Annotated in this window: 20 protein-coding genes and 2 other annotated features; of the genes, 17 read left to right on the plus strand and 3 right to left on the minus strand. The window is 34.4% G+C overall.

Going from position 1 to position 18,104, the window contains the following annotated elements:
• From Q0U74_RS06780 to Q0U74_RS06820, 9 genes are all read left to right on the plus strand, one after another.
• On the plus strand, positions 1-427 hold a 427-nt coding region (locus Q0U74_RS06780; protein WP_297393550.1), incomplete at its 5' end, for an ABC transporter substrate-binding protein.
• Positions 424-1,176, plus strand: a complete 753-nt coding sequence (locus Q0U74_RS06785; RefSeq protein WP_297393552.1) for an ABC transporter ATP-binding protein — start codon at positions 424-426, stop codon at positions 1,174-1,176. The genes Q0U74_RS06780 and Q0U74_RS06785, both read left to right, overlap by 4 nt.
• Before the next feature lie 146 nt (positions 1,177-1,322).
• Positions 1,323-2,096, plus strand: a complete 774-nt coding sequence (locus Q0U74_RS06790; protein WP_297393554.1) for a LamB/YcsF family protein — start codon at positions 1,323-1,325, stop codon at positions 2,094-2,096.
• A gap of 10 nt (positions 2,097-2,106) precedes the next feature.
• The gene (locus Q0U74_RS06795) at positions 2,107-3,312 is read left to right on the plus strand and encodes an NRAMP family divalent metal transporter (RefSeq protein ID WP_297393556.1); all 1,206 of its coding nucleotides are present in this window, start codon (positions 2,107-2,109) and stop codon (positions 3,310-3,312) included.
• Between the two features lie 14 nt (positions 3,313-3,326).
• Entirely contained in the window at positions 3,327-4,073 is a 747-nt protein-coding gene (gene pxpB / locus Q0U74_RS06800; protein WP_297393558.1) for a 5-oxoprolinase subunit PxpB, read from the plus strand.
• Positions 4,066-5,010 (plus strand): biotin-dependent carboxyltransferase family protein, encoded by a 945-nt coding sequence (locus Q0U74_RS06805; protein ID WP_297393560.1) that lies wholly within the window; start codon positions 4,066-4,068, stop codon positions 5,008-5,010. Before pxpB ends, Q0U74_RS06805 begins: the two co-directional genes overlap by 8 nt.
• Positions 5,007-5,804 carry a putative hydro-lyase gene (locus tag Q0U74_RS06810; protein WP_297393561.1) on the plus strand — a complete coding sequence of 266 codons (798 nt, stop codon included), beginning with the start codon at positions 5,007-5,009 and terminating at the stop codon, positions 5,802-5,804. Before Q0U74_RS06805 ends, Q0U74_RS06810 begins: the two co-directional genes overlap by 4 nt.
• Positions 5,805-5,946: 142 nt before the next feature.
• Positions 5,947-6,429, plus strand: coding sequence for a hypothetical protein (locus tag Q0U74_RS06815; protein ID WP_297393563.1), 483 nt, complete (start codon positions 5,947-5,949; stop codon positions 6,427-6,429).
• Positions 6,430-6,492: 63 nt separating this feature from the next.
• On the plus strand, positions 6,493-6,735 hold the full coding sequence (locus tag Q0U74_RS06820; RefSeq protein WP_297393565.1) for a DUF1294 domain-containing protein: 243 nt from the start codon (positions 6,493-6,495) through the stop codon (positions 6,733-6,735).
• A 23-nt stretch (positions 6,736-6,758) separates the two neighbouring features.
• Here Q0U74_RS06820 and Q0U74_RS06825 read toward each other — a convergent pair whose 3' ends face one another.
• Positions 6,759-7,661 carry a restriction endonuclease gene (locus tag Q0U74_RS06825; RefSeq protein ID WP_297393567.1) on the minus strand — a complete coding sequence of 301 codons (903 nt, stop codon included), beginning with the start codon at positions 7,659-7,661 and terminating at the stop codon, positions 6,759-6,761.
• A 301-nt stretch (positions 7,662-7,962) separates the two neighbouring features.
• Between Q0U74_RS06825 and Q0U74_RS06830 the strand changes: the two genes are divergently transcribed.
• Both Q0U74_RS06830 and Q0U74_RS06835 read left to right on the plus strand, forming a co-directional pair.
• Positions 7,963-9,468, plus strand: a complete 1,506-nt coding sequence (locus Q0U74_RS06830; RefSeq protein WP_297393568.1) for a Na+/H+ antiporter NhaC family protein — start codon at positions 7,963-7,965, stop codon at positions 9,466-9,468.
• A gap of 146 nt (positions 9,469-9,614) precedes the next feature.
• Positions 9,615-10,127: a macro domain-containing protein gene (locus Q0U74_RS06835; protein ID WP_297393570.1), complete on the plus strand. Its 513-nt coding sequence runs from the start codon at positions 9,615-9,617 to the stop codon at positions 10,125-10,127.
• Between the two features lie 61 nt (positions 10,128-10,188).
• On the opposite strand, the gene Q0U74_RS06840 is transcribed toward Q0U74_RS06835, so the two are convergent.
• Positions 10,189-10,362 carry a hypothetical protein gene (locus tag Q0U74_RS06840; RefSeq protein WP_297393572.1) on the minus strand — a complete coding sequence of 58 codons (174 nt, stop codon included), beginning with the start codon at positions 10,360-10,362 and terminating at the stop codon, positions 10,189-10,191.
• An 8-nt stretch (positions 10,363-10,370) separates the two neighbouring features.
• The gene (locus Q0U74_RS06845; RefSeq protein ID WP_297393573.1) at positions 10,371-13,286 is read right to left on the minus strand and encodes a transglycosylase domain-containing protein; all 2,916 of its coding nucleotides are present in this window, start codon (positions 13,284-13,286) and stop codon (positions 10,371-10,373) included.
• 113 nt (positions 13,287-13,399) lie between these two features.
• On the opposite strand from Q0U74_RS06845, the gene hflX reads away from it, so the two are divergent.
• The 6 genes from hflX (at position 13,400) to Q0U74_RS06875 (ending at position 17,719) form a co-directional block, all read left to right on the plus strand.
• Positions 13,400-14,689: a GTPase HflX gene (gene hflX, locus Q0U74_RS06850; RefSeq protein ID WP_297393575.1), complete on the plus strand. Its 1,290-nt coding sequence runs from the start codon at positions 13,400-13,402 to the stop codon at positions 14,687-14,689.
• Positions 14,682-15,314, plus strand: a complete 633-nt coding sequence (locus Q0U74_RS06855; RefSeq protein WP_297393576.1) for a YigZ family protein — start codon at positions 14,682-14,684, stop codon at positions 15,312-15,314. The genes hflX and Q0U74_RS06855 overlap by 8 nt, the downstream gene beginning before the upstream one ends.
• 15 nt (positions 15,315-15,329) lie before the next feature.
• Positions 15,330-16,046 carry an NAD(+) synthase gene (gene nadE / locus Q0U74_RS06860; protein WP_297393578.1) on the plus strand — a complete coding sequence of 239 codons (717 nt, stop codon included), beginning with the start codon at positions 15,330-15,332 and terminating at the stop codon, positions 16,044-16,046.
• Positions 16,047-16,058: 12 nt separating this feature from the next.
• Positions 16,059-16,241: a hypothetical protein gene (locus Q0U74_RS06865; RefSeq protein ID WP_297393580.1), complete on the plus strand. Its 183-nt coding sequence runs from the start codon at positions 16,059-16,061 to the stop codon at positions 16,239-16,241.
• Positions 16,234-16,425 (plus strand): hypothetical protein, encoded by a 192-nt coding sequence (locus Q0U74_RS06870; protein ID WP_297393582.1) that lies wholly within the window; start codon positions 16,234-16,236, stop codon positions 16,423-16,425. Before Q0U74_RS06865 ends, Q0U74_RS06870 begins: the two co-directional genes overlap by 8 nt.
• A gap of 41 nt (positions 16,426-16,466) precedes the next feature.
• Positions 16,467-16,695, plus strand: a binding site (T-box leader).
• A 49-nt stretch (positions 16,696-16,744) separates the two neighbouring features.
• The gene (locus tag Q0U74_RS06875; protein ID WP_297393584.1) at positions 16,745-17,719 is read left to right on the plus strand and encodes an ABC transporter substrate-binding protein; all 975 of its coding nucleotides are present in this window, start codon (positions 16,745-16,747) and stop codon (positions 17,717-17,719) included.
• Positions 17,720-17,821: 102 nt separating this feature from the next.
• Positions 17,822-18,054, plus strand: a binding site (T-box leader).
• Positions 18,055-18,104 lie beyond the last annotated feature (50 nt).

The raw sequence follows: 18,104 nt of genomic DNA on the forward strand, positions 1-18,104 counted from the left end.
TGGCGTAAGAGCTGAAATGGAAAATGTGCCAATTAATTATTTTGCCTTTAAAGACATTAACCCAATTTTCGATTACTACACACCAATTTTAATCGCCAACAATGACTTCTTAAAGAATAAGGAAGATGTGGCAAAAAGATTTATGCGCGCCTTCTCTAAGGGCTATGAGTACGCAGCAGAAAATCCAAAGGAAGCTGCAGAAATTTTAGTTAAATTAAATCCAGAACTTGACAAAGATTACACAGTAAAGGCAATGGAATATATAGCTGACAAGTACAAAGACGATGCAAATTACTTTGGTGAAATAAATGCTGATAGATGGAATAATTTCTACGCTTGGCTATGGGAAAACAAATTAATTGACAATGAAATTCCTAAAGATTTTGGTTTCACTAATGATTTTGTAAATCCTGAAAAATTAAAATGAGTGAAAAATTAGAAATTTTAAGAGTAGAAGATGTTGACAAGTCCTTTGACGGCAAGCTTGTCTTAAAGGACATAAACATTAAATTAAATAAGGGTGAGTTAGTATCTCTTGTTGGAGTATCTGGCAGTGGAAAGACTACGCTATTTAACATAATAGCTGGTCTTTTAAAACCAGATAAGGGTAAAGTCTTTCTAAAGGGAGAAAAGGTAACTGCTAAGGCAGGTAAAATTTCCTATATGCTTCAAAAGGACCTCCTCTTTCCTTACATGACAATAATCGACAATGTTTCTCTTCCTCTTGTTCTTCGTGGCGACAAGAAAAAAATTGCCCGAGAAAAAGTTCGTGGCTACTTTAAGGATTTTGGTCTTGAAGGAACAGAGGATAAATATCCATCACAACTTTCTGGTGGCATGGCACAAAGGGCAGCCCTTCTTAGGACCTATATATTTTCCAATGAAGTTGCGCTACTTGATGAGCCCTTTTCTGCCCTTGATGCCATAACTAAGGCTTCCATTCACAAGTGGTATAAAAATATTATTAACGAGATGAAAATTTCTACGATTTTTATAACTCACGACATTGAAGAGGCAGTTAAGATTTCTGATAGAATTTATATCATGGGAAAAAATCCTGGAACCATTATTGACGAAATTGAAATAGAAGAAGACTTTCAAGAAAATTTTTTCGAAGATAAAAAATTTATTGAATATAAAAAATACATTATTGAAAAACTTGACAAACTTATTTGAAACGAGGCATTGACCTCGTTTTTTTTAATAAATATTTTATCAAAATCTACTTAGAAGCACTTTGACAATGTTTGCATATTTATGGAATTTTTATTATAATAATGTTAAGTTATTGCAATTGTTTATTTAGAAAAAGGAGGAAATTGATGCAATATTTTGTAGATTTAAATAGCGACATTGGTGAATCATTTGGCGCCTATAAAATGGGCATGGATTCAGAAATCGTTAAGTATGTAACTAGTATTAACTGTGCTTGTGGCTATCATGCAGGGGACCCACTAATTATGGATGCAACTTGTAAGGCAGCTGCAGATAATGGCGTAGAAATTGGTGCTCACCCAGGCTATCCAGATTTAATGGGATTTGGCAGAAGAAAAATGGATGTAAAACCAGAAGAAGCTAGAGCCTACATGCTTTATCAAGTTGGAGCACTTGCTGCTTTTGCAAAGGCTCACGGAAAAAAATTACAACATATGAAACTTCACGGAGCATTTTACAACACTGCTTGTAACAACGAAAAACTTGCTAACGCAGTTTTAGATGCAGTTGAAGAGTACGATAGAGACTTAATCTTAATGGTACTTAGTGGTTCTTACATTGCCAAAGAAGGCAAGAGAAGAGGACTAAGAGTTGCTCAAGAAGTTTTTGCTGACAGAGGATATAACGAAGATGGAACTTTGGTAAATAGATCACTTCCAGGTGCCTTCGTAAAGGATCCTAAAGATGCTATTCCAAGAGTTGTAAAGATGATTAAAGAAAACAAGGTTACAACTGCAGATGGCAAGGAAATCGACATTGTTGCAGATTCAATTTGCGTTCACGGCGATAACCCTGAAGCTCTTGAATTTGTAAAAAATATTAGAGAAGGACTAAAGGTAGAAGGTATTGAAATTAAACCTTTATCTAGTTTCTTAAAATAAGGAGAAAAATATGGAAAAGAATAAAAGTAATTTGTCTGTTCTTTTAGGAGCAGCCTTTCTAATGGCAACATCTGCCATTGGACCTGGATTTATGACACAAACTGCTACATTTACTACAAAAATTGGCGCAGACTTTGCAGCAGTAATTTTAATTTCAATAATTTTTTCATACATAGCACAACTTAATGTGTGGAGAGTTATTGCCATTTCTAAAATGAGAGGTCAAGACATTGCCAACAATGTACTACCTGGACTTGGATATGTAATTGCCTTTTTAGTTGCTCTTGGCGGCTTGGCATTTAACATTGGTAATGTCGGCGGTGCTGGACTTGGACTTAATGTAATCTTTGGCGTTGATGTAAAAATCGGTGCAGCTATTGGTGGAGTAATTGGTATTATCCTTTTCTCTTCTAAATCTGCATCTTCAATCATGGATAGAGTTACACAAGTTCTTGGTGCCATGATGATCATCCTAATTGCCTTTGTAGCAATTAAGACACAACCACCAGTTGGCGAAGCTGTAAAATCAGCTGTAGCTCCTGCAGGTGGATTTAATAGTATTGTTGCTCCAACTCTTACACTAATTGGTGGAACTGTTGGTGGATACATTATATTCTCAGGTGGACACAGACTTATTGATGCAGGTATCACAGGTGAAGAAAATCTTTCTCAAGTAACAAAATCAGCATCACTAGGTATTGGTGTAGCACTAATCGTAAGAATTTTACTATTCCTAGCAATCCTAGGCGTTACAAAGATGACAAATGCTCAAATTGACCCTGACAACATTGCAGCATCTTCATTCCTAGCAGCTTCTGGCGTAATTGGATATAAGATTTTTGGTATAGTATTTGCAGCAGCAGCCTTCACTTCAGTAGTAGGTGCAGCATATACTTCAGTATCCTTCCTAAAGACATTATTTAAATTCGTTGCTGACCACGAAAATATGGTTACAATTGCCTTTATAGTAATTTCAACTATTATGTTTATCTTTATTGGACAACCTCAAACTCTATTAATAGTAGTTGGTACATTAAATGGTTTTATTCTTCCAATAACTCTTGCAGTAATCCTACTTGCATCTAAGAATAAGAAAATCGTTGGAGATTATGTTCACCCTAACCTTCTTTACATCTTAGGATGGATAGTAGTAGCAGTTACTGCTTTCATGGGAGTAAAAACTGTAATAGGAAACATTGGAAAACTATTGGGATAATTTAGGAGAATAAAATGTATGATAAAATAAAATTTCTAACAGCTGGCGATTCTGCTATTGTCATGGAATTTGGCAATACAATCGAAAAGGAAATCAACGCAAAGATTGCCGCAGTTGTTGAAAATTTAAAAAAGAAAAATATTGACGGAATTTTAGACATTTTGCCAACTTACAGGTCTATTTTAATTAATTACGACCCTGTAAAAATTTCTTATGGCGAAATGGTTGAAACTCTAAAGGGACTTAGCAAGTCTAACAAGGCTAACCAAAGTGACGAAGTTAGACTTATTGAAATTCCAACTCTTTATGGAAAAGAATATGGTCCAGATATTGATTTTGTTGCAGAAAACGCAAATTTAAGTGTTGATGAAGTAATAAAAATTCACTCTGGCACAGATTATTTAGTTTATATGATGGGCTTTATACCAGGATTCACTTATCTTGGAGGACTTGATCCAAGAATTGCTACTCCAAGACTAAAGAGTCCAAGGCTAAAAATTGAGCCAGGTTCTGTTGGCATTGCAGGAAATCAAACTGGAATGTATCCACTTGAATCACCTGGAGGCTGGCAATTAATAGGAAGAACTCCACTTAAACTTTTTGATGACACTAAGGAGCCACCAGTATTTATACAAGCAGGTGACTACATTAGATATGTCTCAATTACAAAAGAAGAATATGACAAAATAGAAAAAGAAGTGGAAAATGACACTTACAAAGTTTCCATAAAGAAAGTTAAGAGAGGTGATCTTCATGAGTAGTATCGATGTAATAAATGGTGGAATTCTTACAACAATTCAAGATTCTGGTAGATATGGATATCAAGAATTAGGTATTCCTACATCAGGTGCCATGGATGATTACAACTTTAGACTTGCAAATATTTTAGTAGGAAATAAACTTGATGAAGCTGTTCTTGAAATGACTTACTTTGGACCAACTTTAAAATTTAATGAAGACCTAACAATTGCAATAACAGGTTCCGATATGAATCCAAAGATTAATGGACAAGTTGCTCCAATGTTTGAAACTATAAAAGTAAAGGCAGGAGACACTCTTCAATTTGGCAAAGTTAATGAAGGCATAAGGGCTTATTTAGCCTTTGGCGGCTCCATTGATGTGCCAGTAGTAAATGGATCAAAGTCAACTCACATCAAGACAAAAATGGGTGGAATTAATGGTAGAGCTTTAAAACCTAAGGATGAATTAAACATTAAAAAATCCAAGGAAAAAACTATGAGAAGAATACCTGAAAAGTATCTTCCAAAGTATTCACACTTCAATATTTTGAGAGTTGTCCTTGGACCTCAAGATGATTATTTCACAGAAAAGGGAATTCACGACTTATTTAGATCAGGTGGCTACCAAGTTACTAAAGACTTTGACAGAATGGGAATAAGACTAAAGGGAGAAGCAATTGAACACAAGGAAACAGCAGATATTATTTCTGATGGAACTAACTTTGGCTCAATCCAAGTGCCAGCAAATGGTCAACCAATTATTCTTTTAGCTGACAGGCAAACTACTGGAGGTTATACAAAAATTGGAAATGTAATTACACCAGACCTTCACAAACTTGCACAAATGACTTTCCTAGACAAGGTTCTTTTCCAAAAGGTTACCATTGAAGAAGCTCAAAAATTAACTATAGACTATAAAAATAAGTTTGATGATATAAAGAAGGAGTCCATAATATGAAATTAAGCCAACTTGCAAAAATGCATCCAAAAGATGTTAGAGAACTCATAAGAAAGGGCGAAGTTGATCTTCCGACTTCAGGTATGAGTGAAGGATATTTGCAAGCTAACCTTGCTATCCTTCCAAAAAAATATGCCTATGACTTCTTGCTTTTTGCACAAAGAAACCCAAAGCCATGTCCAATACTTGAGGTATTAGATGAGGGAAGTCCTCTTACAAGAATTATGGCTGATGGTGCCGACATTAGGACTGATGTGCCAAGGTATAGAATTTATAAAAATGGCGGATTTGTTGAAGAAGTTAAGGACTTAAAAGATGTATGGCAAGATGATTTTGTTACCTTTGTAATTGGCTGTTCCTTCTCCTTTGAAAAGGCAATGCTAGAAGCAGATGTGCCTGTAAGACATATTGAGGATGAACACAATGTGCCAATGTATATTACAAATATTGCTACAGAGCCAGCAGGAATCTTCCACGGCAACACAGTTGTATCAATGAGACCAATTCCTTACAAGGACATTGTAAGAGCAACAACTGTTACAGCAAGATTTCCAGCAACTCACGGCGCACCAATTCACATTGGAGACCCAGCTGTTATAGGAATTAAGGATGTTAATAAGCCTGACTTTGGCGAAAGAAGTGAAATAAAAGAAGGGGAAGTGCCAGTATTTTGGGCTTGTGGAGTAACACCTCAAGCAGTCGCTATGGCATCTAAACCAGAAATTATGATCACTCATGCACCTGGTCATATGCTTATCTTAGATAAGAAAGATTCTTATGTATCAGTATTCTAAAAACTTTTAATACAAATTTTAAAAATCTGTCAGGGAAATGATGTGTACACATGAAAACTTGACAGATTTTTTGTGTATTTTATTTGAAAAAAAACTATTTTGCTATATAATCAGATAAAGTAATAAATGAGGAGCGTTTTTTATGAAAAAATTATTTAAAATATCTGTTATTTTTCTAATTACATTTTTATTTTTATCAGCTTGTGGCAACAAATCTCTCTACTCTATGAAGACAGACACTTCAGATGAAAATGGAGTGGAAAAAATAATACATAAACTCGAGTGGAAGAAAAATAAATTGTGCGATTTTAAAGTTAAAGATAAGAGTATTGAAATCAATCTGGAAAAGGCTCCAAATTCTAATAGAGATGAGAATACAAAAGAACTTTTTATAAATGGAATTAATCTCTTAGTTTTAACTGATGTTGATGAAGTGAATTACAGTGGAGAAGACCTTGACTTTTCTGGCATTGATAAAAATTTTGCAAATGAAATTTTGACTATTAAGTATGGCAAAAAGATTGAAGACTTAAGAAAAAGTGAAGAAGCGTTTAATGAAGTGAATGAAAAATTAAAAAATGAAAAATTTGAAACTGGTGCTGTCCGCTATGATATTATGAAATAATTAATTTTTAAGGACTTCTTTTATGATATATTATTCTCAGATATTTTATAAAAGGATGATCACATGGAAAATAAATATATAATAATTTTAAACCTCATAAATTTTATTCTGTACGGCCTTGACAAGTACAAGGCTAAGCACGATTTGTGGAGGATTAGCGAAAAAACCCTTTTGACACTTTCAGTCTTGGCAGGCCCAGGTGGTTTTCTTGGAATGGAAATTTTTCATCACAAGACTCGCGAGAAAAAATTTTACCTTGCCAACCTCATTGGCATGGCTCTTACACTTTATTTAATAAAAAACTAAGGATGCAAAAATTGCATCCTTTTTCAATGATCAATTTCAGATAAAATATCTCTTTTATCTAACATTTTTAAAATATTTTTTATGTCTAAAATTATAACATTTTCTCTCTTTAATTTTTCCTTAGTTTCCTTTTTTAAGAAGGAAGTGTTTATGAATAAAACGGGAGTGATGCCTTGGTACAAAGCAGAAAATTTTTTGACTAAAGATTTTACTTCAGCCTCTGGCAAAACTTCAATATTATTATATTTTTTGATTTCAAGGGCATATCTCTTTTTGCCCTTTTTAACATAGAAGTCAAAGGATGAATCATCTCTTGAATTTTTAAATCTCTCAACGCTGTAGCCCGTCCTTTCAAGGGCAATTTGTGCAAGTTTTTCTGCTGTAACTTCTTCAGAAAGGCTTGAAAGTCCCCGCAAGAGATTTTGTGGAAAAATTTTAAAAATTGCTGTGCAAATTTCTTTGCCTTCTCCTGCAGTCTTGTAGTCGAAGCCAATTAACATGCCCTTAACTATATTAAAATGCCCATGAGCAAGGGAATTTCTTATGTGACGAAGGAGAGAGTCAGTTTTTGATTCCCTTTCGCCCTTGGTGAGAATTATCTTTTGTGAGTGGGGACAAATTTTATTTTCATAAAATTCCACTATGTCCTTGTCAATGTAATCTAAAAAGGCTATGTCCTTATTTTCTAAATTCATATAGGTTTTTATTATGCCAAAGACAAAATTTTCAAAGTTAAGAGAAGATGTCAGCTCATTTACAGGTGACTGTAGAGAATTTATATTTGGCACATACCATAAGAGGTATTCCAAAGTTTTAGTCATCTCTTCAGTGAGCTTTAGGGGTTTATTTTCGTGATAAATTGAATAAGAAACCTTGTCTTTACAGTCTTCGAATTCAAAACCAAATCTTTTTAAGTTGGGAAGCATTTTTCTCCCTCTTTTCATATTATTCTAAAAAAAGTATATCACATATTTAAAAAATTTTATTGAGAAAGTAAGCTTTCAAGGTAATAAAATCTTCAAAATATAATTTTCAATGAATGGAGAAGCAAAAAAAAATAAATCAAAAAAATTTATTAAGCAAGGAAATTTTAAGAATATAGAAAAGTAAAATTTTCTTAAAAAAGAATTTCATAAGGATTTATACAAAGACTAGAGCCAGATTTTGAATTTTTTGTTATAATAGATATTCATAGAAAATTATTAAGAAAATAATAAAGGAGAAAAAATGGAATTTGGAATTTTATCGATAGTTCCTCCAATAGTTGCCATTGCCTTGGCACTTATAACTAAGGAAGTAATAACTTCACTATTAATTGGAATTTTATCTGGAGGACTTATCTACACTGGCGGAAATATTATTGCCGCTTTGGAAACAGTTTTTGATTTAATGGGAACTAAGCTAGGCGATAACGCACTAATGCTTGTATTCTTGACAATGCTTGGTTCTCTAGTAATGGTAATGAACATGGCAGGGGGGTCCTTTGCCTATGGAAAGTGGGCAAGCAAAAAGATTAAAAGCAAAAAAATGGCAAAACTTGCCACAGCTTTTCTTGGAATTTTAATTTTTATAGATGACTATTTTAACTGTTTAACAGTCGGCGCAGTTATGAAGCCAATTATTGACGAAAACAAAGTATCAAGGGCAAAACTTGCCCACATAATTGACTCCACTGCAGCGCCTGTTTGTATTCTTGCACCAGTTTCATCTTGGGCGGCATCTGTAGTTGCAGTAATAGGAGATACTGGCGTAAAAAATCCTATGAGCGTATTTTTAAGCACAATACCAATGAATGTCTACCCTATACTTACTCTTCTTTTAATCCTATATTTTTGCACAACTGATATAGAAATGGGAGTAATGGAAAAATATGAATTAAATGACACATCAAGACTTGTAGAAAATGAAGAAGTAGGTTATGAATATTCAAAGAAGGGAAGAGTTTATGACCTTGTAGTGCCAATTGTAGTTTTAATTTTTGTCACAGTAATGATGATGCTAAAGACTGGCGGATTTTTCTCTGGTGAAGTGGGAGCAGCTGCTGCCTTTGGCGATGCCAATGTAAACTTATCCCTAGTAATAGGAGCCTTCTTTGCAATAGTAGTTTCAGCCCTTCTTTATCTTCCAAGAAAACTTTTAAAGTTCGATGAATTTATGAAGGGAATCGTAGAAGGAATGAAGACAATGGTATCTGCCATAGTAATTCTTTCCCTTGCATGGACTATTGGTGGCATCACAAGTGACGAATTTTTAAATACAGGATCCTACATTGCATCGCTAATTTCTAATTCAACAATGCCAATGTGGCTTCTACCTGCAATAATTTTTGTTGTTGGAGCCTTTTTATCCTTCTCAACAGGAACAGCTTGGGGAACTTTTGGTATATTAATTCCAATAATGGTGCCAATCCTTATGCACACAGACCACATGCACTTCTTGACAATTGTCCTTGCAGCAATTTTCTCTGGCTCAGTATTTGGAGACCACTGTTCACCAATTTCTGATACAACAATTTTGTCATCAGCAGGAGCAGGTTGCGACCACATAGCTCACGTGTCCAGTCAGCTTCCCTATGCAATTAGCGTAGGCTCTGCGTCAGCCCTTGCCTTTTTAATATCAGGCATAATAGGAAAGCCTGCTCTTACACTTCCAATTGGAATAGTAATTCTTGCAGCAATTGTCTTTGCCTTAAAGAGAAGGACAATAAATAAATATATAAAAAGTGAAAATTAATTTTTAAGGCTAACTTTCTAGTTAGTCTTTTTTTATAATTTTTATAAATTTTACAAACTTATAATTTTTGTCAAAAATTTGCATTTAACTATTTAAAAAATCTTTAAAGTGGTATATATTTTAAAGAAGAAAGTAAGGGGTGCATTATGAGCTTTCAAATTGAAAAGAAAAATATTTTAGATTACGAAGTTGACGCAATAGTGAATGCAGCAAATGCTGAATTAAAAAGAGGCGGCGGAGTTTGCGGACAAATTTTTAAAGAGGCAAATGACAAAGAATTAGAAGAAGAATGTAATAAACTTGCACCGATAAAACCAGGCGAATCTGTTATTACAAAGGGTTATAATTTAAAATCAAAATACATAATTCATTCAGTGGGACCAATTTATTTTGATGGAAATCAAGGGGAAAGAGAAACTTTAGAAGCAGCTTATAGGTCTGCCCTTTCCCTAGCAGTGGAAAATAATTTAAAGAGCCTAGTCTTTCCACTTCTATCATCAGGCATCTATGGCTATCCCCTTGATGAAGCAGCAGAAGTGGCAGTCTACACCATAAGAGACTTTATAAAGGATAAGGACCTTGATGTGACAATTTCTGTCCTTAACGACAATGTTGTAAGGGTTTTAAAAAAGAAAAACAAAGAATGGATTGAAAGATAAAATTTCATAAAAATTTTTTAGAAATTAAATGAGAAAAGGACCTGCACTGCAGATCCTTTTTTTAGTAGAATAATCTCTTCATTTCGTTTCTCATTCTTATTTTGCCGGCATGGTAAAAAACCTTGCCTGCCCTCTTTGGATTTAAGAGGGGCATAAGTTTTATTCTCCTTCTTCTTTTAGGCTTTATAAGTTTTATAAAGGCTATTAGTTTAATTAGGCTCTTTAATTTTTTCATATTTCCTCCTATTTTTTCTTCTTGCTACTTTTACTTGTCTTTGTTTTATCTGAAGATTTTTTTGATTTTTCTTGTTTTGATGATTTTTTAGTTTTTTTATCTCTATCTTTTTTTGGCGAATTATTTTCTTCTTCTTCTTCTTCTTCACCAAATTCATTATACCATTCTCTTGTGTGGACATCGCAGTGTTCCTTTGGAAGAGTCATATAGTCATCGGGATAAATTCCGTAGTGGTCCTTGGCGTCATATTTATCTTTTCTCTCGAAGCGAACTGTGTAAAGGACAGATTCACTTGGACAAAACTGTGTTGCAAGTTTATTGGAGTCTTTGCAAATTAAATATTTTTTAAATAAGTCGTCTTGCTCACTTGGCTCAGTGCCAGAAATATATTTTTCGCTGTAAGATGCGCCAGCGTAATCGCTCATCTTTGTTGCAAGTTTGCCGCTCTTTGATGAAATTTTTCTAGTGACAATATAGGATGGATCTTCATCAAAATCTTCAGCCTTGCTCAAATTCTTTGTCATTGTATTAAATAAATCAATAGCAGCTGACTTATCTGATGCAAGAGAAATTTTTGGCGAGTCAGCACCAATCCAAAGAGAAATTGTGTGGCTCTTGTTAAATCCATTGACAAAATAATCTGAATTGACCTTGTTTTGTCCCAAGTAAGCTCCAGTTTCTGACTTGCCAATGTGGGCGCCACTTGCGTTACCCCTATCTCTGTTGGAAATAAATACATCCTTTAAAAGGTGAGAAGTCTTTTCGTCAAAAAGTTTTTTCTTCTTGTTGGAGTTATCAATAATTATATTTCCACTTGGGTCTTCAATTTTTAAAATTGCCGTCTCTTCCTTGTAGACTCCGTCATTGGAAATTGTCTGATACATCTTTGATAATTGAGATAAGCTGATGCCAACTTGCATATTGCCAAGGGCAAGAGACTCCAAGTTTTCGTCATTTTTCTTTTTATTTTCCCTGTGATCTATAAAATAGTCATCGCCATCTTCACTTATAATTTCAAATTTTTTAAGGACATCTATGGCCTTGTCCTTTCCAATTTCCTTTAGGACTTCAGCTGCAATGACATTGGAAGAATTTTCCATGGCAAGGCGAAGAGTCATAAGCCCCTTAAAAGAATCATAGTAGTTGTGTGGCCAAAACATTCCGTCAACAGTTGTTGGCACATCGTCATAAACGTCGCCAAGAGTTTTTCCCTCCATAAGGGCAGGTAGGTAGACGGAAAAAGGTGTTAAAGAAGAGCCGGGCTGCCTGTAGGAATCCGTTGCACGATTTAAAATTTTTGCATTCTTTGTTCTTACATCCAGACCGCCAATTATTCCTTCCACGAAGCCACTGTCATTGTTGACAACAATTATGGCAGATTGTGGTTGCATAAGAGGGCTTGGGTTGAAGTCAAAATATTTATTTGAAATAATCAACTTGTCATTTTCGATTTTATAAAAGTCTGGATAGTCCTTTAAGTAGGCTCCGTCAATAATTAAATAATTATTTTTAAGTTCTCCAGAACCTTCTTCAATTTTTAGACCGCCAATTTCATAGGTATTTAAAATTTTATTGTCGTCAATAATGTAGGCGTCTATGATGTCAATTTTTTGTCCCAAGTCTTTAAAGTAAAGGCTCTTAATTTTTAAATCGCCATGAGAGGAGATGTTGTAAGATGATTTTGGAATAACCAAATTAAAATTCTCGTCTAAAATATTGTTGCGAGCGAAGTATAAAATTTCGTCGCCAAAGATGATGTTGTTTCCCTCATCAAAGTTTAGGTTTAACATTCTGCTGCCGCCACTTGATGACCTATTTAACAAAAAGTTTTTGAAGTTTTCGTACTTGTCTTCTAAGTCCTTTTGAATATTTTCATCAATTGTGGAGTAAACCTTGTAGCCACCAGTGAAAAGTTTGTGCTCTCCTTCTTCCAAAGATGTCTTATAAAAATCAGCAAGGTACCTAGAAGCCTCTTTTTTTATGTAGTCAGTGGAATAGGTAGACATTGTGTGATTTTTAAAATTGCGAGGGTTTAGGGCGCTTACGATATCATAATTTTTGGCACGCTCGTAGTCCTTATCGTCAATGTAGCCAAGCTCGTGCATTCTCATTAAGACAATTTTTTGTCTCTTAAAGGCGTCATCATTTAAAACCATATAAAGGTCCTTGCCGTCAATTTCACGAGAGCCAATGACATTAAAATCATCCTTTAAATATTCCTCTGGAACAGACTTAAAGGGAGAATAATTTGTAGGAGACTTTGGTATGCCGGCAAGAAGGGCAGCTTCTGCTATGTTTAAGTCCACTGCGTCTTTAGAAAAATAAGTTTGGGCAGCAGCCTCAATGCCATAGGCGCCTTGTCCCAAGTTAATCCTATTTAAGTAGGCTTCCAAAATTTCATTTTTGTCTAAGACATCTTCCACGCGAAGGGAAAGGTAAGCCTCTTGAATTTTTCTGCCAAGAGTTTTTTGGTTAGTAAGATAAACTGAACGCACCAATTGCTGAGTAATAGTTGAGCCTCCACGCAAAAGGGAGCGAGACTTTATATTTGCAGCAATGGAAGATGCTATTCCAATGGGGTCCAGACCCTTGTGCTTATAAAACCTGTGGTCTTCAATAGCAACAAAGGCATTTTTCACATGATCGGGAATGTCATCTATGTCAATTAAAGTTCTATACTCAAGGGATTCAATTTTTTCAATTAAATTTCCATCTTTAGAATAAATATAGGAGCTCTGATTAAAGGAGGAGCTTAAATTATTTAAGTCTGTGGCAGGAGTTTTTGAAATAATCGAAACAATAAGTGCTGAAAAAAGTGAAATAATTAAAACAAAAATTAAAAGCAGAATTAAAAGTCCGATTTTAATTTTTTGACTCTTATTTAAATTTTTAAAATTATTTTTAAAGTGTTGAAAATTTTTCATAGTTACTCCTTTTTTTAATTATAACATTTTAAGTAGATGATTACTATTATGTTAATAAGCTAAATAGTATTCCCTTATTTTTTTATGACAGCATTATGTAGTATAATGTAGTCATGGATAATGTTTATTTAGAGAATTTAAATTCAAATAAAAAATTAGAGAGAGTTATTATTGTCGGCACAAATATTGGCGCTTACCCTCACAGCCTTGAGACTTCTATGAAGGAGCTTAGTGACCTTGTCTTTGCAGATGGGGCAGAGGTTGTTGGTGAAGTTACGCAAAATATTTTAAAGTTCAATCCAAAATATTTAATTGGGTCCGGTAAGGTTGACGAGATAAAGGAAATGGTTGAGCTCTTAGAAGTTGATGCCGTTGTCTTTAACGACGAGCTTTCTGGAATACAAGTTAGAAACTTGGAAAAGAGAATTAAGAAAAAAGTAATTGACAGGACTAATTTAATCCTAGATATTTTTGGACTCCGTGCCACAACTTATGAGGCTAAGCTTCAAGTTGAGCTTGCCATGTTAGAGTATCAACTGCCTAGACTTCTTGGCATCGACGGATGGTCAAGGACTGGCGGTGGAATTGGTACCAGAGGACCTGGTGAACAAATTATTGAAACTGACAGGAGAAGGTTAAAGAGAGAAATCGATAAGATTAAGGAGAAGCTTGACAAGGCAAAGAAGACTAGAGATACCACAAGGACTAGAAGACTTGACTCCAACATTCCCATTGTCTCCCTTGTTGGCTACACCAACGCAGGTAAGTCCACAATCTTAAATAGATTAAAGGATGAAGACTCAGGAGAGGTCTCTGTGAGAAATATGCTCTTTGAAACTCTTGACCCATCTTCAAGAAAGGCAAGGCTCCTTTCTGGTCGTGAGTTTATAATTTCTGACACTGTTGGTTTTGTTTCCAAGCTTCCTACAAAAATCGTTGAGGCTTTTAAGTCAACTCTTGAAGAAATCAAGTATTCTGATTTAATTCTTCATGTCATTGACGCATCAAGCGAGGACTTAGAAATTCAGTACAAGACAACTATGTCTATCTTAAAGGACATTGATGTCTTAGATAAAAATATAATCACTGTCTTTAACAAGGTTGACAAGGTAAATACAGAGGACATAAATCTTCCGCTAAAAGTTTTGCCAGAGAAAAAGATTTATATTTCTGCCAAAAAAGACGAGAACATGGATGAGCTTTTAAAGATCATAGAAGACAATCTTAATGAAAAATATTTTGATGTGAAATTAAAATTTGCCTATGGTGATACAGATTTACTCTACAAGTTAGTGGAAAAATTTGACGCAAAACCTCTTTATGAAGATGAGGGAATTTATTTAGAATTAAAGCTTGAAGAAAGTGAATACGAAAAAGTAAAGGATTATGTCGTAAATGTATAATTCAATTTTAAAAAAGGGAAAAGCTGAAATTGAAATAAAAAAATCTATTTTTATTGGCAGAGCTTTTTTCGTAAAAAGTGAAGAGGAAGCCCTTGAAATTTTAAAAGATGTAAAGGAAATTGAGAGGTCGGCTACGCACAACTGCCACGCCTATATAATTGGCGAGGATGGACTTACTCAGAGGTATTCTGATGATGGTGAGCCATCTGGCACAGCTGGAGTTCCCATGCTTGAAGTCCTAAAAAAAGAAGACATGAGAAATGTCCTTGTCATAGTCACTCGTTATTTTGGCGGCACAAAGCTTGGAGCAGGTGGACTTGTCCGCGCTTATACTGATGCCGTTGTAAAGGCACTTGATGAAGCCAAAAGAGTTGTTAGGAAAAATTTCACAAGGACAAAAATAATTTATGACTACACCTTTCATGGCGCTATAATTAATTTACTTGCCAATGAAAATTTTAAAATCATTGAAGAAAATTACACAGATAAAGTTGAGGTCACAATTGACATTGCAGGTGACAAAAGTATTTTAGATAAAATTAGAGACTTGACCTCTGCAAATTTTATAAGTGAAGACTTAGAAGAAATTGAACTTCCAACTATTGAGGGAAAAATTATTTATTAAAAATTAGGAGACATTATGGATTATAAAAAAGTTACAGAAGATTTAGTAAAATGGGTAGGCGACTACGCAAAAAAAGTTGGCGCCAAGGGATTTATTTTTGGTCTATCAGGTGGAATTGATTCAGCAGTAATTGCTGCCATAGCCAAAAGAGTTTTTCCAGAAAATTCTCTTGGTCTAATTATGCCTTGTGACAGCATAGAAAAAGATAGAGAAGACGCCCTAAAGGTTGCAAAGGCAATAAACTTAGAGACAAAGACAATTGATCTAACAAGCACCTTTGAAGAGCTCATGAAGGCATCCTTCACATCAGAAAACAAGATGGCAAGGTCAAACATCAAGCCAAGACTTAGGATGACTACACTTTATTATTATGCCCAAGACCTTGGCTACCTAGTCCTTGGTCCATCAAATGCCAGCGAATGGTATCTTGGCTACTCAACAAAATATGGCGACTCAGCTGCAGACATTATGCCAATAGCAAATATTTTAAAGACAGATATTTTTGAAATAGCAAAGGAACTTGGCCTTCCAGAATTTATAATAAATAAAAAGCCATCAGCAGGACTTTGGGTGGGACAAACTGACGAAGATGAAATGGGCTTTACTTATGAAGTTCTTGATTCCTACATTAGGGGAGAAAAAGTTCCAGAGCCTGATGTAAAAGAAAAAATCGACAGGATGCACAAAAACTCTTCTCACAAGAGAGTCATGGCTCCAAAATTTGAAATTTAAAAGGGTGAAATTATGGGAAATCATCAACTTAGAAATTTATCAATTTTATTGGTCTTAATGGCAATTTTTGATTTGTATAAATATTTTACTTCTGAAATAATTATTTCAGACTTGATCTACAAATACATTTTTGTCATTGGAGTTTATCTAATAACTTGCTTTGTTATTTATGTAATATCAAGGAGAAATGAATAAATTGAAAAATTACATCAAGCATGCCCTAGTCTTATTTGCTTACTTAATTCTAGTGAGGAAGTTTTTTATTTATAAGTTTGGGACTTATGAAGGGGAGAAATTAAAAATTGCCCTAATAGCCTTTATCTTATATGTCTTAACTTACTTTGTCATAGAAAAAATAAAAAATAAAAAAAGTTCTTGACAAATAATTTTCTTGTGTCTATAATACTTTCTAATAAAATAATAAATGCGAAGAAAGAGAAAAAGGTATTTAATAAGTCTCAAAGAGAGTGGGGATGGTGAGAGCCCACAGACAAGTTAGTATCATATATTCACTCTAAAGCATGAAGATTGAAAGCTAGTAGATCTTCACGGCAGTCACCGTTATCATGGACTAGAGATTGTTAGATCTTTATTGAGGAAATATTTATATTTCGAACTTAGGTGGTACCGCGAATCCTTCGCCCTATATGGGGTGAAGGATTTTTTTATTATTTTAAATAATTTTTTGGAGGACAAAAATGAAAAATTTAAAGAAAATGGTAAAAGTTCTTGTATTAGGTGCCCTTGCTGCATCCCTTGTTGCTTGCAGTGGAGACAAAAAGGCAGAAAAAGAAGATGGAAAAATAAAAATTGGAGCAATTCAATATATTGAACACGTGTCCCTTGACAATGCCCTAAAGGGTTTTGAGGATAGGTTAAAGGAAGAAGGCATTGAGGCAGAAGTTGAAGTGGAAAATTTGCAAGGCGACCAAGCTTTAACTACTACTGCACCAAAAAAATTTGAAGGCGATGACTACAAATTAGTTTACGCAATTTCAACTCCAGCAGCACAGGGAGCAAAGACTGCTCTTCCTAATAAAAATATTGTCTATTCAGCAGTTACAGACCCAGTGGAAGCAGGGCTAATTGAAGCTCCAGATAAAATTACAAACATAACAGGAGTTAACGATGCAGTTTCCGCTAAGAATCAAATCGAATCCTTCTTAAAAATTTATCCGGACATAAAAACTATAGGAACAATTTTCTCAACTAATGAAGCCAATTCAAAGGTACAAGTGGAAGCTTTAAAGAAGGCTTGTGACGAGCTTGGACTTAAACTTGAAACAGTTGGAATAAATAATATCAACGACATTGGTCAAGCTCTTTCAACTTTAACTGGAAAGATTGACGCTTACTATGCCTTAACTGACAACACAGTTGCCTCAGCTGGTCCAATCGTTGCTGAAAATTTATTGAAGGAAAAAATCCCATCTCTTTCAGCAGAAGAGGGACAAGTTTCTAAGGGACTACTTATGAGTGAAGGCGTTGACTACTACGAACATGGAAGACAAGCAGCTGATCTTGCTATAAAAATTTTAAAGGGCGAAGACATTAAAAACATTCACGCAGAAGACAACAAGGCTTCAAAGAAAAAGGTAAATGGAAAAACTGCAGAGGCTCTTGGACTTGATCTTAATAACGAAAATTTAAAGGATGCTGAAATTTTAAAATAAAATAAATAAATTTCATTCAATAAAACTAAATAAAAAATTTTTGGGAAAAATAAAAAAAGGCTTGACTTTGTTTTGCTACTAGATTATAATCATTTTAATTTAATAAAAGCGTTGAAAGAGAAAAAAGAATTTTTGATGATTTAAGAGAGTTGCCGTCTGGTGCAAGGCAATACACAAAAGTTTAATATACACTCTAAAGCTTATTTGTTGAAATTAGTAGGCAAGTACGGAAGCCACCGTTAACTGAGGCTAGAGGTTGTTAGACCTTAAAGTGAGGTAATCTTTTTAGATTATAAAATCGGGTGGTACCGCGAAGTCAGTCTTTCGTCCCAATGTGGATGAAAGGCTTTTTTTATTTTATGGAGGTTTTTTATGAAATTTAGAA

It is taken from the genome of uncultured Peptoniphilus sp., assembly GCF_946998875.1.
In the GTDB taxonomy this organism is placed as follows: domain Bacteria; phylum Bacillota; class Clostridia; order Tissierellales; family Peptoniphilaceae; genus Peptoniphilus_A.

Excerpts from the sequence above, each read along its gene's own strand:
- Q0U74_RS06830 (WP_297393568.1), top strand. The coding sequence starts at position 7,963 with ATGGAATTTGGAATTTTATCGATAGTTCCTCCAATAGTTGCCATTGCC.
- Q0U74_RS06785 (WP_297393552.1), top strand. The coding sequence starts at position 424 with ATGAGTGAAAAATTAGAAATTTTAAGAGTAGAAGATGTTGACAAGTCC.
- pxpB (WP_297393558.1), top strand. The coding sequence starts at position 3,327 with ATGTATGATAAAATAAAATTTCTAACAGCTGGCGATTCTGCTATTGTC.
- Q0U74_RS06805 (WP_297393560.1), top strand. The coding sequence starts at position 4,066 with ATGAGTAGTATCGATGTAATAAATGGTGGAATTCTTACAACAATTCAA.
- hflX (WP_297393575.1), top strand. The coding sequence starts at position 13,400 with ATGGATAATGTTTATTTAGAGAATTTAAATTCAAATAAAAAATTAGAG.
- Q0U74_RS06790 (WP_297393554.1), top strand. The coding sequence starts at position 1,323 with ATGCAATATTTTGTAGATTTAAATAGCGACATTGGTGAATCATTTGGC.
- Q0U74_RS06810 (WP_297393561.1), top strand. The coding sequence starts at position 5,007 with ATGAAATTAAGCCAACTTGCAAAAATGCATCCAAAAGATGTTAGAGAA.
- Q0U74_RS06815 (WP_297393563.1), top strand. The coding sequence starts at position 5,947 with ATGAAAAAATTATTTAAAATATCTGTTATTTTTCTAATTACATTTTTA.
- Q0U74_RS06875 (WP_297393584.1), top strand. The coding sequence starts at position 16,745 with ATGAAAAATTTAAAGAAAATGGTAAAAGTTCTTGTATTAGGTGCCCTT.
- Q0U74_RS06825 (WP_297393567.1), bottom strand. The coding sequence starts at position 7,661 with ATGCTTCCCAACTTAAAAAGATTTGGTTTTGAATTCGAAGACTGTAAA.
- Q0U74_RS06845 (WP_297393573.1), bottom strand. The coding sequence starts at position 13,286 with ATGAAAAATTTTCAACACTTTAAAAATAATTTTAAAAATTTAAATAAG.
- Q0U74_RS06865 (WP_297393580.1), top strand. The coding sequence starts at position 16,059 with ATGGGAAATCATCAACTTAGAAATTTATCAATTTTATTGGTCTTAATG.
- Q0U74_RS06855 (WP_297393576.1), top strand. The coding sequence starts at position 14,682 with ATGTATAATTCAATTTTAAAAAAGGGAAAAGCTGAAATTGAAATAAAA.
- nadE (WP_297393578.1), top strand. The coding sequence starts at position 15,330 with ATGGATTATAAAAAAGTTACAGAAGATTTAGTAAAATGGGTAGGCGAC.
- Q0U74_RS06835 (WP_297393570.1), top strand. The coding sequence starts at position 9,615 with ATGAGCTTTCAAATTGAAAAGAAAAATATTTTAGATTACGAAGTTGAC.
- Q0U74_RS06840 (WP_297393572.1), bottom strand. The coding sequence starts at position 10,362 with ATGAAAAAATTAAAGAGCCTAATTAAACTAATAGCCTTTATAAAACTT.
- Q0U74_RS06795 (WP_297393556.1), top strand. The coding sequence starts at position 2,107 with ATGGAAAAGAATAAAAGTAATTTGTCTGTTCTTTTAGGAGCAGCCTTT.
- Q0U74_RS06820 (WP_297393565.1), top strand. The coding sequence starts at position 6,493 with ATGGAAAATAAATATATAATAATTTTAAACCTCATAAATTTTATTCTG.
- Q0U74_RS06870 (WP_297393582.1), top strand. The coding sequence starts at position 16,234 with ATGAATAAATTGAAAAATTACATCAAGCATGCCCTAGTCTTATTTGCT.